The 15,953-nt window shown below is 40.8% G+C and carries 11 protein-coding genes; 5 read left to right on the top strand and 6 right to left on the bottom strand.

Features of this window, described 5'->3' with window-relative positions:
- Positions 1–265: 265 nt before the first annotated feature.
- Positions 266–1,345, bottom strand: a complete 1,080-nt coding sequence (gene pyrC, locus AK825_RS09945) for a dihydroorotase (protein ID WP_068036832.1) — start codon at positions 1,343–1,345, stop codon at positions 266–268.
- A 537-nt stretch (positions 1,346–1,882) separates the two neighbouring features.
- On the opposite strand from pyrC, the gene AK825_RS09940 reads away from it, so the two are divergent.
- A complete protein-coding gene (locus AK825_RS09940) occupies positions 1,883–3,121 on the top strand; it encodes an argininosuccinate synthase (protein ID WP_068036829.1) in 1,239 nt (412 codons plus the stop codon).
- A 126-nt stretch (positions 3,122–3,247) separates the two neighbouring features.
- Here AK825_RS09940 and AK825_RS09935 read toward each other — a convergent pair whose 3' ends face one another.
- Positions 3,248–4,492, bottom strand: a complete 1,245-nt coding sequence (locus tag AK825_RS09935; protein ID WP_068036826.1) for a hypothetical protein — start codon at positions 4,490–4,492, stop codon at positions 3,248–3,250.
- Between the two features lie 139 nt (positions 4,493–4,631).
- Between AK825_RS09935 and AK825_RS09930 the strand changes: the two genes are divergently transcribed.
- A complete protein-coding gene (locus AK825_RS09930; protein ID WP_068036817.1) occupies positions 4,632–5,147 on the top strand; it encodes a L,D-transpeptidase in 516 nt (171 codons plus the stop codon).
- Positions 5,148–5,280: 133 nt separating this feature from the next.
- On the opposite strand, the gene AK825_RS09925 is transcribed toward AK825_RS09930, so the two are convergent.
- Positions 5,281–6,894 carry a CYTH and CHAD domain-containing protein gene (locus AK825_RS09925; protein WP_068036816.1) on the bottom strand — a complete coding sequence of 538 codons (1,614 nt, stop codon included), beginning with the start codon at positions 6,892–6,894 and terminating at the stop codon, positions 5,281–5,283.
- A 132-nt stretch (positions 6,895–7,026) separates the two neighbouring features.
- Positions 7,027–8,613, bottom strand: coding sequence for an isocitrate lyase (locus tag AK825_RS09920; RefSeq protein ID WP_068036815.1), 1,587 nt, complete (start codon positions 8,611–8,613; stop codon positions 7,027–7,029).
- 824 nt (positions 8,614–9,437) lie between these two features.
- Here AK825_RS09920 and AK825_RS09915 point away from each other — a divergent pair.
- Together AK825_RS09915 and AK825_RS09910 are read left to right on the top strand one after the other, a co-directional pair.
- Positions 9,438–10,427 (top strand): LysR family transcriptional regulator, encoded by a 990-nt coding sequence (locus AK825_RS09915; RefSeq protein WP_068036814.1) that lies wholly within the window; start codon positions 9,438–9,440, stop codon positions 10,425–10,427.
- 396 nt (positions 10,428–10,823) lie between these two features.
- Complete coding sequence (locus tag AK825_RS09910) at positions 10,824–12,203, top strand: NAD-dependent succinate-semialdehyde dehydrogenase (RefSeq protein WP_068036804.1); 1,380 nt, start codon at positions 10,824–10,826, stop codon at positions 12,201–12,203.
- 141 nt (positions 12,204–12,344) lie between these two features.
- On the opposite strand, the gene purN is transcribed toward AK825_RS09910, so the two are convergent.
- Entirely contained in the window at positions 12,345–13,070 is a 726-nt protein-coding gene (purN, locus tag AK825_RS09905) for a phosphoribosylglycinamide formyltransferase (protein ID WP_068036801.1), read from the bottom strand.
- Complete coding sequence (purM, locus tag AK825_RS09900) at positions 13,070–14,119, bottom strand: phosphoribosylformylglycinamidine cyclo-ligase (protein WP_068036798.1); 1,050 nt, start codon at positions 14,117–14,119, stop codon at positions 13,070–13,072. The genes purN and purM overlap by 1 nt, the downstream gene beginning before the upstream one ends.
- 360 nt (positions 14,120–14,479) lie before the next feature.
- On the opposite strand from purM, the gene AK825_RS09895 reads away from it, so the two are divergent.
- Positions 14,480–15,586 (top strand): AI-2E family transporter, encoded by a 1,107-nt coding sequence (locus AK825_RS09895; protein ID WP_068036796.1) that lies wholly within the window; start codon positions 14,480–14,482, stop codon positions 15,584–15,586.
- Positions 15,587–15,953 lie beyond the last annotated feature (367 nt).

Here is a 15,953-nt window from a genome sequence, read left to right as displayed (position 1 = left end):
TTGCTCAGTCTCATTTGTATTGGTACTAGAGCAGACATCAGTAGTTGACTGCATATTTAGAGTGCTATCAGAAGCAATGCTGGCTTGAGTGTTTAATGAGTCATCAGTAGACAAGGTAGCTTTGTTTTGGGTTGTCATATTAAGTTAAGTCACTTCTATCGGTGATGCGAATACATTGAGATGCTGTTAATGTCCAATGCTATCAAAACAATAGCCATTGAACACTCGCAGCATCTCGATAGCATTGAGAGGATTTGTGTACTGTTTATGCTTTGATAGACCAGGGTAGCATCTCACCAGCCATTAGTGGTGTAAGCGTTTGCCCATCAAAGTAAGGGTAACCTGTAGGCACTTGCATAGGGTTATTCGTTAGGGTAACGGTAGTTTCGTTAACTGGTAGGCCATAAAACTGTGCACCAAAACGGCTAGTGAAGCCTTCTAATTTATCAATTTTGCCGACACTATCAAATGCGGTCGCATATAAGGGTAGGGCAATTGATGAGCTGTAGCAGCCAGCACAGCCACAAGCGGCTTCTTTTTTGTCTGTTGCATGTGGTGCTGAATCAGTTCCCAAAAAGAATTTTGGACTGCCACTAGTAGCAACATTTAGCAGCACTTCTTGATGTTGTTTACGTTTTAAGATAGGCAAACAGTAAAAGTGGGGCTTGATACCACCCAATAGCATGTGGTTACGGTTGAACATCAAGTGCTGCGGGGTAATAGTAGCCGCAACTTGATTACCTTGTGCTAATACAAAGTCAGCCGCGTCGCTAGTAGTAATATGCTCCATCACAATTTTGAGAGTAGGGAATTTAGCAATAATTTGCCCAAGTACCTCTTCTAAAAAGCGCTTTTCACGATCAAAAATATCGACATGGTCGTGCGTTACTTCACCGTGTAGTAGTAGTGGTAAATTATACTTTTCCATGGCTTCGAACACATCAACGCAGGCATTAATATCCGTGACACCATCAGCAGAGTTGGTTGTAGCGCCCGCAGGATACAGTTTGACCGCTTGTACGATACCTGATTGGGCAGCTACTTCAATATCTTTTGCGGTAGTTTGATCAGTTAGATATAAAGTCATACGTGGTTCAAAAGCAGCTTTGCGCTCAGCATCCAAATTACTATCGTGCAAATGCTGCATGATACGAGCGCGATAGGCACGCGCATCATCAGTATTTTTAACTGGTGGTACTAGATTTGGCATACAGATGACGCGATTAAAGCTTGCCGCCGCATGCGCTACAGTAGTGGCAAGTGCCTTATCATCACGCAAGTGAATATGCCAATCGTCTGGCTGAAGGATAGTTAACTCTTTAATGGAATCAGTAATTGGGGTCATAGTTTTCTATGTCTTAAGGTATAGTGAAAAAAGATGATAGTAAAAGACGCTAAGGCGCAAGTTTTGTAATAATTGCTATCGTTAAAAAAAGGTGTATAAAGGGTATAGATGAAAATAAAACATCAGAGTTGCTGCTATGGGTTGAGATAGGTTCTTTGACCCGTCGTCTCAAATTCAAAAATTATGGTTAAATATTTTGCTTAACATAAGGATATTTATTTTATAACAATGCTTATCCATCATAATGTTTATTTACATCGATATTTGGCTCTTTACTATAATAGCAGATTTGACTGCTTGACTAAATATGCAACCAAATATAACGACGCAGTCTTTGAATACCTTTTTCATGATTATCACTACAATTATCATCAATATCGCTAGCAAATATAAGATGAATTGTTGATAAATTATGACTCGTAAGAGAGTTACACTTTTGCCAATTGTGAATATGATGTACACTGAGTAGGCAATTTATACTTCAATTCATTCTTAGCATCTTTTCCGATAACTAAATTCTTATATTAGGAGTTGTTCATGGCTCAGCTTGATCCAAAAAATATCAATAAAATCGTATTGGCATATTCAGGTGGCCTTGATACCTCAATCATCGCTAAATGGCTTCAAGAAACCTATGATGCCGAAGTGATTACTTTTACTGCTGACATTGGTCAAGGTGAAGAGGTAGAGCCGGCGCGCGCTAAAGCTGAAGCGATGGGCATCAAACATATCCATATCGAAGACTTACGTGAAGAATTTGCCCGCGATTATGTATTTCCTATGTTCCGTGCCAATGCTATTTATGAAGGTGAGTATCTGCTCGGTACTTCTATCGCCCGTCCACTGATTGCCAAACGATTGGTCGAGATTGCCAAAGAACACAATGCTGACGCTATCAGCCATGGTGCGACCGGTAAAGGCAATGACCAAGTACGTTTTGAGCTCGGTGCTGTTGCCTTGTCTCCAGATGTTGTGACCATTGCGCCTTGGCGTGAGTGGGATTTGTCTAGCCGTGAAAGCTTGATGGAATATGCTAAAGAGCATGATATTGCGATCGATTATGCGGGTAATAAGACCAAATCTCCTTACTCAATGGATGCTAACTTACTGCATATCTCTTATGAGGGCGGTATCCTAGAAGATCCATATGCTGAAGCAGAAGACGATATGTGGCGTTGGTCAGTCAGCCCAGAAGAAGCACCTGATGAAGCGCAATATCTAGAATTAGAATACGAAAAAGGTGATATCGTTGCGATTGACGGCGAGACACTCAAGCCATATGAGATTATGATTAAGCTAAATGAAATTGGCGGCAAGCATGGTATCGGACGTTTAGATATCGTAGAAAACCGTTACGTTGGTATGAAGTCACGTGGTTGCTACGAGACACCAGCTGGTACAATTATGTTAAAAGCGCATCGCGGCATTGAGTCATTAACGCTAGATCGTGAAGCGGCGCATCTAAAAGATGAGCTAATGCCACGCTATGCTAAAACTATCTACAATGGTTACTGGTTTAGTCCTGAACGTATGATGTTACAAGCTTTGATTGATAAATCACAAGAGTATGTCAACGGTACGGTACGTGTGAAGTTGTACAAAGGTGCTGTTAGCGTCGTTGGTCGTAAGTCAGATGATTCTTTGTTCGATGAAAAAATCGCGACTTTTGAAGATGATGCTGGCGCGTATGATCAAAAAGATGCGGAAGGTTTCATTCGTCTAAATGGTCTACGTCTAGCTATTGAAGCCAGCCGTGGTCGTGACTTATCAAAATAAGATTTATAGACTATTGGTAGTCAAGTAAGCCTTTAGATTACATAAAAAACAGAGACCTATATCAATAGTGTCTCTGTTTTTTATTGCTACTAAATTTTATAAACATACTTCAAGAGCTGATCTTTTCTATTCAGTTTTTGCCGCTTTCTTAATATCAGTTTCACCATCATCTACCATCACAATGGCTACATCCTGCTGTTGACGTTCTTCCATGAGGTCTTGCTTTAACACTTCTGCCGTTGCAGGTATGGCACCATTAGATTTCTGCGTTTGGTATTTTAAGGTCGCAAGCGCACTGAGACTACCAATAACCAAAATAATAATCAGGATAATTGGGTTTTTCCAAATAGGGACTGGTGTATCGTATTCAATTGGTATCTCGCTAGTAGTTGCTGGCGTACTTTCACTGTTACCGCCGATTAACCCTAAACTTACCAAAGGTGGTTTTGGTGGGTTTTCAGGTTCAGAGGTAATGCGCAAACGATCGCGCTGCAAGTAGATCTCTGAAATTTTGGCCAGCTGTAATAGCCAGCGTTGATGCGGCAACGTGATGGCCGTCATTTCTGCAAATATCAACAAGTCATTATGTCCGCCTTGCTGCAAATTATCAGATGAACGGCCGATGGCTTTTAGATAGTGACCAGTTGCCAGCTGCATGTCTTGTACCGGTTTATAATTATCGGGTTTGAATGCGGTCAGCTCATACCAATAAGGGTCGAAAGGTGGGGGCGCGCTTGATAGTTGCCTGTTTTCAAAGACATTAAGCTCTTTGCTATCCAACTCTAACTCTGTATATTCTGTCGATATGGTATATTCTTTATTATCTGCAGGAGTTACCTTTGGCTCAATAGCTGCAAAGCGTTCAAGTGATAAAAACTGTGGTTGCAAAGCAAACCATTTGTCAATCTCATCATTATCAAGCTGGCTATAGTCCGCTAATATTGCAAGCTCTCGTAAAACGATAACACACAGACAGGTGAGCAAGGTTTGGACCTGAGAGGTATTAGCGTCAATCTTATTTGCTATGTATTCGCTAGCCTTGATCACATCAGTGCTGTCTTTAAATATTGCATTGGCGACATCATGACGATGATATGACGTTGCCTTGATGGTTGTAAAGTTCATAGAGTTGTATCGACGTAGCTCTTTTACTGCACTACGATTAAATAGCTTTTTGCTAACAGACAGACCTTGATAACGCTGTTGATAAGCGAGTAGAGCACTTACAATCGCTTGTAAACCAAAGCCAACTGCAAGGCGTGTCTGTGGTAACGATAGTTGAGCGACATCAGCTAATAACGACACCATTGGCTGAGTATCTTGGTATAAAAAGTCATACATCGACACACGTGTCGGTGAAATAGTCGTCATAATCTGCTAGCATCAAAAAGTGTGCCCCTATATTACGGTGCCAAATGTCTTGATACAATCCCTTAATAATAGAAATTTATAATCATTTTACTGATAATGCTATTAATCATGTTATGAATGACAGCCGGAAGCTTTTATTATGATAAATAACAACCGCACCGATACGCAGCTAGTAATCAATATTGCTAAGCAAACTCTAACAGCATATCAGCAGCAAACTGAGCTTGCTCAATATAAAGTATCCACTGCTAAGAACGGCATTGGTAGCCAGCAAGATAGTGGTTGCACACCGCTCGGCAACCATATCATTTCCAAGAAGATAGGTAAGGATGAGCCTATGAATGCTGTGTTTGTTGGACGAGTATCTACGGGCGAGGTATATAGTGCTGAGCTTGGCGCGCTACATCCTGAACGTGATTGGATATTAAGCCGTATTTTATGGCTAAGTGGTCTTGAGGAAGGTGTTAATAAAGGCAGTAACAGTCAAGGCGGCTGTGATACGTATCAGCGTTATATCTATATTCATGGCACACCAGACACTGAGCCGATGGGTATACCACTATCACATGGTTGTGTACGTATGCGTAATGAGGACATTATTGAGCTGTTTGAGAAGGTTGAAGAAGGCATAGCGGTTACTATTGTAGCTAGCTAAATACTGGTTTGGTCAATAAAGTTTATAAATAACTGGCGATGTTATATTCATTAATTTAAGGTTAAAAGAGACAGCTCTTATAAATGGAGCTGTCTCTTTTATTCTGCATTTTTATTATTTTTTATAAATACCTTTACCAAAATATCGAGCTGTCTTTCACTTTAGCCAAGTGTTTTTCAGTGCGTCTAAGGTCTTTTTTTAGCGTTGCAGCAAACCAGCCCGCACCATACAGCGCATTAGAGTTTTCTTCTGACTTTTGCTGATAACGTTGTTGATATTGAAGATGTTCACAATATCGACCCAATGATTTTTGCGCTTTTATCAAACGTTTTAACCAGCGTTTGGCTTTCTTTTTACCATCTTTCTTATTCAATAATGGCACGGCAAACTGATTGATATAGCGTAAATCTGTTAATTGGCGGTACAATTTATGCTGCGCTTTGTCTTTATCACTGCTTTCTAAATTAACATTATGTGAATCAACGCTTTCCAAATCCTTACTATCAGAGCCATTGTCGCTGGTATCATTTTTACTTTCTAGGCTTTGCTCGGCTTTCACAAACTTTGTATGCTGCTTAGATAGTATTTTTGCCAGTTTATCATTGGCGCACTTATCAGCTTGCGGTTCAAGGTGCGGATCACTCATAACAAAGGCAATCAGCTCCAGTAGAGTTAGTTGAAAGTCATTGGCTGCTACCACATCGATAGGCTTAATTTTGAGTGCTTCGAGGTCTGCAGTCCAATCGACTACAGGCGCATTAAATTCTTGCAGTTTAGGCTCGATATATGAAGCAAGATAGGCGAGTTCACGATAGCTACCAAGTAAGGTCGCTGTTTGTTTTAGTATCGGCTGCCAGTCAGGGTTAAGCTCATCAGAAAAGCCGGCAAATGCTTGTAATGCAGCACGCAGGCGGTTAATACCAATGGATAGTTGTAAGATATGCTCATCATCTTTGCTGCCAGCCACGACAGCACTACTATTCGGTAATATCTGCAACAGACAATTATGCACTGCTGCGCGTACAAAGGCAGGCATGGTGCTGTCTTTGTTAATATTCAGCTGGCTAAGGTCAGTACTAACCGCTGGACTATGATTTTGCCCAGTGATTAGTAGGCCACCGCGCTCAGCTTTGGTGACGGTAGACAAGCAGAGCTTATAACGCTTACACCACGTTTTAGCAGTCGTAAATAAAAAGTCTAAATCTCCTGAGACCAGCTCAAACTCAATCTCTTGAATAGGATCGCGCTGGGTATCATCATGACCATGGATAACTTCTCCATGATCGTACGCCATCTCAATACTATTGCTATCCTCATCTTTACTGTCTTCCATTAACAAACGGGTAGTGCGCTTTACATCAGTAACATATTGGCGTGTTAGTTTTTGTGCCAGTTTTTTGAGCTTGAAATCGGCCAAAGTAGAAGCAATTGAGGTGTCTTTATAAATCGTCAAATCAGGCATTAGCTTATTATTATCCAGCATGGCCTGTACTTGTGCATTATCTAATGTAGCATTATGCTCTAAACGTGCTGCAATACCATCGCCACCAGCTTTGATAGTCTGTACCCAGGTGTCGCCTTCTTTACGAATACGTAAGCCAATACCAGCCTGTGCAAGCTGTTGATCAGGTGTATCGTAATAATGCGCTGCCAGTTGCGTAATCTGTGAGGACTTGACTTGGGCTTGACGCATCAGGCTCTTTAGCCGCGACTCTGGTACTAAAAACTTTAGCTCTATTTCCTGCATGATGGCTCCTAATAATTCTGACTAATAACTATTAGTCTACCATTCTACAATTATTTAAGTTGCAATAAAAAAGCTACCCTACATGATGTAGGGCAGCTTTTCTTGTAATCTGTACTTAGAGATGGTCGGTAATTAGAACTGGTTCATTGTGTTCTTGCCGCCGCCAGCTTTTAGAGCGTTGTCACCAGAGAAGATCTCTTTGTGATCATCGCCAAGGTCAGAACCCGCCATTGCTTGGTGCTTAACACAAGCGATGCCTTCACGAATTTCTTTACGTTGTACGCCAGCTGCATAAGCAAGCATACCGTCTTCACCGAAGTAGCCTTTAGCAAGTTCATGAACGCTAAGTGCTGTCGTGTGGTAAGTAGGTAGCGTGATTAAGTGATGGAATACACCAGCTTCACGTGATGCATCACGTTGGAAGTTTTTAGCGGCAACGTCAGCTGCTGCATCAAGCTCAGTACCGTCATAATCAGCACTCATCAAGTCATCTTTATTGTATGCAGAGATGTCTTTGCCTTCTTCTTCCCACTGAGCGATAACTTGCTTACGGAAATTAAGCGTCCAGTTGAATGATGGGCTGTTGTTATAAACTAGCTTAGCTTTAGGCTGTTGCTCTTTAATGCGATCAACCATCATTTTAATGTGTTCTACGTCTGGAGTCGGTGTTTCGATCCATAGTAGGTCAGCGCCGTTTTCTAGAGCGGTTACACAGTCAAGGACAACGCGGTCGATGTTAGTATCTTCACGGAACTGATATAGACCGTTTGGCAAGCGAACTGGACGTACAAGTTTGCCGTTGTGCTTAAGCAAGCTATCGTTCTCTTTCGCGTTCTCTAGCGTCACTTCTTCCATTTCGATGAAGTCGATGTACTGAGAAGCAAGATCGCCTGGCTCATTTGATACTGGGATTTTTTGCGTTAGTGATGCGCCTTCAGAGTCAGTACGAGCAACGATGATACCGTCTTCAACACCAAGCTCTAAGAATGCATAACGAATCGCATTGATTTTTGCGATATAATCTTCATGCGGTACAGTTACTTTACCAGCTTGGTGACCACATTGCTTAGCGTCAGATACTTGGTTCTCAACTTGGATAGCACAAGCACCAGCTTCGATCATTTGCTTAGTTAGTAGGTAAGTCGCTTCTTCGTTACCGAAACCAGCATCGATATCAGCAATGATTGGCACAACATGTGAATCAAAGTTTTCGATTTTTTCTTGGATGGCTGTGGTATCTTGACCCGCTTCTTCAGCAGCGTTTAGCTCACGGAAGTAGTCGTTTAGCACTTTAGCATCAGCTTGACGTAAGAACGTGTAGATTTCTGCGATTAGCTTAGGTACTGATGTTTTTTCGTGCATCGATTGGTCAGGTAGAGGACCGAACTCAGAACGTAAGGCTGCTACCATCCAACCTGATAGGTAGATGTAAGTTTTAGCAGTAGTACCAAAGTATTTTTTCTTAGCATACATAGTTTGTTGGGCAACAAAACCATGCCATGCACCTAGAGACTGCGTGTACTGAGATGTGTCGTTGTCATAATCTTCCATGTCTTGACGCATGATTTTTGCAGTGTACTTTGCAATGTCTAAACCAGTTTTGAAGCGGTTTTGTGCCATCATACGTGCAGCATCAGTTTCGCTGATATTCTGCCAGTTACCGTGTTTTTGCTTTAATTCACGTACTAAATCGATTGCTGATTTATAAGTAGTTGACATCTACAGTCTCCTTGGTGGGGTATTAAAAGTTTGACGAACAAATTCTAACGAGCACAGAATCAAGTGGTAAAATGATCGTAACTAAATTTGATTTGCGAGGAATTTACAGGGATTACGATTGTACTAACTTGCGTTGAAACTTAATTGCTATTGGTACTACTAAGGGCAAATTGAAGTCCGCCTCACAAACGGCGAATGACAATTTACTATAAATATTATCTCTATTACCCTAAACAAACCTGCTGTAAAATACAAGAGGTTTACTTGACTCTACTAGAAAAAGTAGTTAGTAGTCAAAGCATATTAGGTTTGTATTGACATTCATATCTCGATACATTGCAGCAGAAATCTCACCACCTACCAAATCTCTGCTTACTAATAAGAAATGTTACAATAACTAACTGCGTATTTAGACATAAATAGTCAAAGCATTATATGATGATGATGCTAGCACTTAATCATTGAGCTACGTAACAACCCATCGTACAAATACGTTGTTTAGTTATATAAATAAAATAACGATTTGAGATAAGAATTATTGTCTGTGCTGTCAATTATTTGTATAACTCACTATAGCGGGGTTACCAAGATTTACCTAATTTATGATAGTTATCTTTGGTATTTCCATAATATATAGAGTAACAAAAACAATGGTTTGAGTTTAGAAGAATTACGTTATAATAGCTAATGTTGAGCAAAGTTAATGCAAAAAATACTCTTAATTTCCTACTAATGGCTGTATAACACCCATAATTATCTATAAAAACAACGCAAAAATTGCTAAGTATTAAATAGCATTTATTCTAAGTAAAAGAGAAATACATATGAATTTGCAGCGGGTCGATTTAAATTTATTGGTGCATTTAGATGTATTGTTAAGAGAAAAAAACGTCACACGTGCTGCTGAGCAGTTAGGCATCACCCAGCCTGCAATGAGTAATATATTGCGACGTTTGCGTAAGCTATTCAACGACCCGTTATTGGTGCGTTCATCTGAAGGTATGACGCCGACCGAACGAGCTTTAGAGCTGCAACCACGTATTCGTGAGATACTTGCTGATCTGACTCAAGTATTAGAGCCGCGTACGGAGTTTCGCCCATATAGCACGTCACGCGTCTTTCGTATTATGACCTCAGACTATGCTGAGGCGACACTGGTACCAAAACTGGTAAAAGCTTTACGCTCTGAAGCACCGAATGTGATTTTGGACTTTTTGACACCTTCAGACGTGTCTTATCGTGATATGGAGCAAGGGCGAGTTGATTTGGCGATTAACCGCTTCAACGAGATACCGCAAAGCTTCCATCAAGTATTAGTTTGGCGCGACACTTTTAGCTGCTTATTATCATCTGAAAGCCCTTATGCCAATCGTTTTAATCTAAAAAACTATCTAAAAGCGCAGCATGTCTGGGTATCCAAGACAGGTATGGGCGTGGGGTTCGGAGTCAATCCAGAAAAGTCTGGCGGACTTGGCTCTATCGATCAAGCGCTACAGCGTCTAGGACAAAAAAGGCAGATTAGTGTCTTTACTCGTCATTATCAGATGCCGGCCATGCTCGCGGCAAACAAAGATTTGATTGCGACATTGCCGACCCGAGTTGCACGCATGCAGGCCAATAACGACAGTATTATGATGAAAGAGCCACCATTCTTTATTCCTGAATTTGAGCTGACGATGGCATGGTCACCGTTATTACAGCATCATCCAGCGCATCGCTGGTTACGACAACTTATCATGCATGTTGCACGGCAGGTGGTTGCTGATGAAGAGAATCAGGAGCAAGAAATACCCACCATTAATCATCTGTTTTAAGGTAGCTTTTATTTAGGCACTTCCCATTTCAGCATCAGGGCTGTTCTAAATCATTGCAACTTCTATTAAAGTTTAATGTTAAATAAAACCAGCCTTTGTGCTGGTTTTTTATTTGTTTGAACTTGGGGTTGGTTAAGTATTTCTTAATAAGACAGTCACATTCTTAACATATCAAGCACATTTCTTTATATCTTGTAAAACTGTAAGCGAATAGTTTTGTTATGATAATTCGAACTTAGAAAAGTTGAACGTTAAGCAAGAATATCTTTAAAACGAACATCTTTAGAATAATAACTGTTTAGAGCTAGATGATAAGACTAAGAAATATGTGTTTTGTAATTAGTATCATCTAAGCAATTTATCAATCAACTAAATAAATGGATAAGGTCAATAATCATGGCAGATATTACTACTGTAAACCCAGCAACAGGCGAAGACATTAAAGAATATAACTATATGAGTAATGATGAGGTTAACAACATTGTTGAAGCCTCGCATCAAGCATTTCTAGAATGGCGTAAAACTAGCCATGAAGAGCGTGCGAAGGTTATTAATTCTATTGGCGAGACCTTGATGAAGTACAAAGAGGAGCTATCTCGTCTTATGACTGAAGAGCGCGGTAAACTTTATAGTCAGAGTCTACAAGAAATTGATCTATGTAAAGCGATTTGTGATTACACCGCAGAGAAGGGTGTGGCCGCGCTTGCTGATGATGAACGTGACATCGAAGGTCTCAAAAAAGGTATTGTCACTTATCAGCCCATTGGCGTTATCTATGGTATGCAGCCTTGGAATTTCCCAGCTTATCAAGTGTTCCGTTATACCATAGCCAATTTGATGGCAGGTAACAGCGTTCTGCTTAAGCATGCAGCAAACGTGACTGGTTCTGGCTTATTAATTGAAAAAATATTCCATGAGTCTGACTTACCAAACGATTTGTTCCGTACTATTCTAATCGATCATGATCAGTCAGAAAAGTTAATTGGTAATGATAAAGTACGTGGCGTGACGCTCACTGGTAGTGATGGTGCAGGTAGCATCGTCGGTCAGCAAGCAGCAAAAGCAATCAAAAAAGCGGTCCTAGAGTTGGGCTCGAATGACGCATTTATCGTTTTAGAGGATGCTGACCTAGAGCTTGCAGTACAAACTTGTACTCTAGCGCGTCTGATAAATAATGGCGAAACTTGTGTTGCTGCAAAGCGCTTTATCGTTGTCGACAGTTTATATGATGAGTTCCGTAAGCGTATCGTTGAAGAGTTCGAAAGCAAAAAAGCAGGCGATCCAATGGACGACAGCTCGGATCTTGGTCCATTAGCCCGCAAAGATCTGCAAGAAAAATTGCATGAGCAAGTGGAAGAGAGCGTAAGCAAAGGCGCTACTATATCTGTTGGTGGTAAATTACCAGAAGGTAAAGGTAGCTTCTATCCAGCGACTATTTTGGAAAATGTTGAAAAAGGTCAACCAGCTTATGATGATGAGCTATTTGGTCCAGTAGCATCGCTGATACGTGCTAAAGATCAAGACGATGCATTACGTATCGCTAACGACAGCCGTTATGGCTTAGGTGGCGCTATCTTCTCTAAAGATGAAGACAAAGCTATACGTCTAGCCAATGAACAGTTTGATACGGGTATGGTCTATATCAATGGTTATGGCCTCGCAAATCCAGCATTACCTTTTGGTGGTGTGAAAAACTCGGGTCATGGTCGCGAGCATGGTGGTTTCGGTATTAAAGAATTCGTAAACATCAAAGGTGTCCACGTTCATAACAGTTAAGAACACGTACAGACTTTAAAGTTAAAACGCTTTAAACATTAGATACCGAAAAGCCCAGTCATTCATAAATTGAGTGACTGGGCTTTTTTATGAGCGATAGTTTTAAATGATTAATATTTTTCTTTGCTTCTTGCCATTGCATTAACTGTTTAAATACAGCTTTAAAGGTAAGGTGGGTAACATAGAAAAAGTTTCTTTGCCCTGACTATTCAGGTTGATTACACCTTTAGCTAATAACAAAATTGTCCAAGGCAATAGCTGATGCTCAAGCTTTTGCACTCGCGTTTGTAGACAATCCGCCGTATCTTTTTGATTGATTTCTAATAAAGCTTGGGTCAAAACAGCGCCCGCATCGAGCTCAGCAGTGACGACATGAATACTACAGCCATGATGACGCTCACCTGCTTGTATGGCACGCTGATGAGTATCTAGCCCTTTATAAACAGGTAATAGAGAAGGGTGTAGGTTAATCATCGGTGCTGGTGCGTTATCGATAAAATCTGCACTCAATACCCGCATAAAACCAGCTAATACAATCAAATCTGCTTGCCATTCTACCAGTTGAGCATTAGCATGACTCTCAAAAGTTTTGATTCCCATGCGTTTGCCATTAGCAACGTGCGACAATACTTCTACTGGAATAGCGGCATCTTGCGCACGTGTGATGGCATAAGCATCCTCACGATTACTAATGACACCGACTATCTCAATCGGTAGTGCACCTGCTTGCATAGCATCTATTAATACTTGTAGATTGCTACCACTGCCTGATACCAATACCGCAATGCGTAAAGGTTTAGCCGATACTTTTGCGATACTTTTAGAAGTGCTTTGTAGATTATCATCTGATATTGGCGATACTGACATTAACGGTACACCACTGCATCCGCTTCACGATTAACCATCTCACCTAGTTGCCATGCTTTTTCGCCAGCATCATTCAAAGTTTTAATCGCCGCTTCAGCTTTATCTTTAGGCATAACGATAACAAAGCCAACACCGCAGTTAAAGGTGCGGTACATCTCACTTTGCTCAATATTGCCCTCAGTTTGTAGCCAAGTGAATAGCTCTGAGAACTGCCAGCTGTTGGTATCGATGCTAGCGGCTAAATTATCCGGTAATACGCGTGGCAAGTTATCCGTTAAGCCGCCACCAGTGATATGTGACATGGCATGCAGTGCGGAGCTACCAAGGGTATCCTGCAGAGCTTTAATCGCTTTTACATAAATACGAGTAGGTGCCATTAGCGCATCTTGAATATGCTGCCCATCTAGCTGCTCATTGCTGCTAGTAACATCAATACCGCTGACTTCGATAACTTTACGTACTAATGAATACCCGTTAGAATGCGCGCCACTTGAAGAAAGGGCGATTAGAACATCGCCTTCTGCGACATTTTCACCAGTGATAACCTCGCTTTCTTCAACCACGCCCACACAGAATCCAGCTAAATCATAATCGTCGTCTTGGTACATGCCTGGCATTTCAGCCGTTTCACCGCCGATAAGGGCACAATTGGCAAGTTTACAACCATCACCAATACCAGTCACGACGGTAGCAGCAACATCGACATCGAGTTTACCCGTTGCATAGTAATCTAAAAAGAACAATGGTTCTGCACCGCAAACCAATAGATCATTAACGCACATCGCCACCAAATCAATGCCAATAGTGTCATGACGATTTAGCTGTAGTGCCAACTTAAGCTTAGTACCAACGCCATCAGTACCAGATACGAGTAGCGGAGAGGTGTAACCTGTCGGAATACGACATAGGGCGCCAAAACCGCCAAGTCCACCCACAACTTCAGGGCGAGTAGTGGCTTTTGCTACGGACTTGATTCGTTGAACCAATGCATCGCCTGCATCAATATCAACGCCGGCATCTTTGTAGCTTAAAGAAGGCTTGTCACTCATAGTCATCTCACAGTTGGGGATAGATAATTGGAATTAATAGTTGAAGTTATTCATTACAATGAATAATTGAAGTCAGTATTATAAAATTTGAATGTGGTGCGCGCATTATACCCAAAAACAGGCCACACTCGCAAAGCAACTTGCCAATATTTGACCAAGATTTGCTATAAGCGGCAAATAAAAAACCAAGACACAAAAAATGACTGATTTTTTACTGTACTCTGCGATAATAAAGCGCCAAAGTAATTGTAAAATTGCCGTACTAATGATTACTATTACAGGAAGGTCATTTAATAACTTATAAGACCAGTTCTAGTAACGTCATCATCTCAAATCAGCTTAATCGTAGGATTGCCCTTAATGATAAATCAACCAATAGATCCTTTTTTTCGGCGCTTATTTATTGTCGTTGCTATTGTTGTAACCCTATTTTTATTGTATTTGATGATGCCGGTCATTATACCGTTCGTTATTGCATTCATACTGGCTTATTTACTTAATCCACTGGTCAAACGCTTATCAAGGTATGTTAGACGCTGGATAGCTATTATTGTCGTCTATTCAGCACTGACCTTCAGTATGGTGTTGCTACTCTGGTGGATTGTGCCAACGTTGTGGCATCAACTGCAAGCCGCTTGGGAGTATTTGCCCAAAATTCTGAGCTGGTATGATGAAGTGGTACGTGAATGGTTTACTAATAATAGCCCTGTTCGTCTGCCAGAGTTAGAGGCGAAGGGTTTGTCCGAGACCTTAGTAGATTATATGCAGACGCATTATAGATTCTCAGACGCCAGTACATGGATGAGCCAAATACTTGCCTCAAGTATGAACTTTATTAATAATGCCGGACTGATTGTGCTAGTACCCATTCTGACGTTTTATTTCTTATTTAATTGGGACAAACGTCTGCTTAGCTGGAAAGTGGCTATTCCTACTGCTTACTGCAAAACAGTCATTGGCATCGCCCAAGAGTGTGACCGTGCATTGATGGCTTTCATTAAAGGTCAATTACTGGTCATGGTGCTGTTAGGGATTATTTATGCTGTGCAATTACAACTGATTGGGCTTGAGCTTGGACTAATTATTGGTATGGTTGCAGGTGTTGCGAGTTTTGTACCGTATTTAGGTTTTGGACTTGGTTTCATAGCCGCCGTTATTGCTTGTCTGTTCCAATTTGGTCTAAATTGGACTTATCTGTCTCTAATCGTTGGTGCGTTTTTAGTAGGACAAGCGGCCGAAGGATACGTGTTACAGCCACTCCTGTTGGGTGATAAAATCGGGCTTTCACCGTTATGGGTTATTTTTTCTGTATTGGCAGGCGCAAGCTTACTAGGTTTCGTCGGTATGTTGATTGCCTTGCCTGTATCCGCTGTACTTAACGTACTATTTCGACATCTCTATAATTATTATCGCTCTACCGACTTTTATAAGGGTCGTAAACAACTAAATTTATTTGAAGAAAGATAAGTAAGTTAAGATTGAAGGCGATAGATCAGACAAGCAGCAGTTGTTAAATGTTAGATTGACGAATAGCAGTTAATCAGGCTTAGTAAGTAAAAGACTTGTCAGTCATTTTGTAAATATGTTATATATAGGCGCAGTATTAACTATAGCAGTTGCTCGTTTCGGTTAATTTTGACAAAGGTCTTTTTTAATAAAGCATTTAGTTAATTTATTACTGAACGAGAGAACTGTTGGATAACAAAAAAATGTAAGTTAAGAAAACTACATGCCAATACCAAAAAATTTATGTCACGCAGTATTTAAGCCAGTTTAAAGAAGATTGTTCAACAAATTAATTTTTTCTTTACATTGCGCTATGCAAAACGAGTTG

It is taken from the genome of Psychrobacter sp. P11G5, from assembly GCF_001593305.1.
Lineage (GTDB): Bacteria > Pseudomonadota > Gammaproteobacteria > Pseudomonadales > Moraxellaceae > Psychrobacter.
This window is presented reverse-complemented; position numbering and strand designations above follow the sequence as displayed.

Bases quoted from the DNA above. Each gene is read 5' to 3' on its own strand.
- AK825_RS09935 (WP_068036826.1), bottom strand. From the start codon at position 4,492: ATGACGACTATTTCACCGACACGTGTGTCGATGTATGACTTTTTATAC.
- purM (WP_068036798.1), bottom strand. From the start codon at position 14,119: ATGAGTGACAAGCCTTCTTTAAGCTACAAAGATGCCGGCGTTGATATT.
- AK825_RS09930 (WP_068036817.1), top strand. From the start codon at position 4,632: ATGATAAATAACAACCGCACCGATACGCAGCTAGTAATCAATATTGCT.
- AK825_RS09915 (WP_068036814.1), top strand. From the start codon at position 9,438: ATGAATTTGCAGCGGGTCGATTTAAATTTATTGGTGCATTTAGATGTA.
- AK825_RS09925 (WP_068036816.1), bottom strand. From the start codon at position 6,894: ATGCAGGAAATAGAGCTAAAGTTTTTAGTACCAGAGTCGCGGCTAAAG.
- AK825_RS09920 (WP_068036815.1), bottom strand. From the start codon at position 8,613: ATGTCAACTACTTATAAATCAGCAATCGATTTAGTACGTGAATTAAAG.
- purN (WP_068036801.1), bottom strand. From the start codon at position 13,070: ATGTCAGTATCGCCAATATCAGATGATAATCTACAAAGCACTTCTAAA.
- AK825_RS09940 (WP_068036829.1), top strand. From the start codon at position 1,883: ATGGCTCAGCTTGATCCAAAAAATATCAATAAAATCGTATTGGCATAT.
- AK825_RS09895 (WP_068036796.1), top strand. From the start codon at position 14,480: ATGATAAATCAACCAATAGATCCTTTTTTTCGGCGCTTATTTATTGTC.
- pyrC (WP_068036832.1), bottom strand. From the start codon at position 1,345: ATGACCCCAATTACTGATTCCATTAAAGAGTTAACTATCCTTCAGCCA.
- AK825_RS09910 (WP_068036804.1), top strand. From the start codon at position 10,824: ATGGCAGATATTACTACTGTAAACCCAGCAACAGGCGAAGACATTAAA.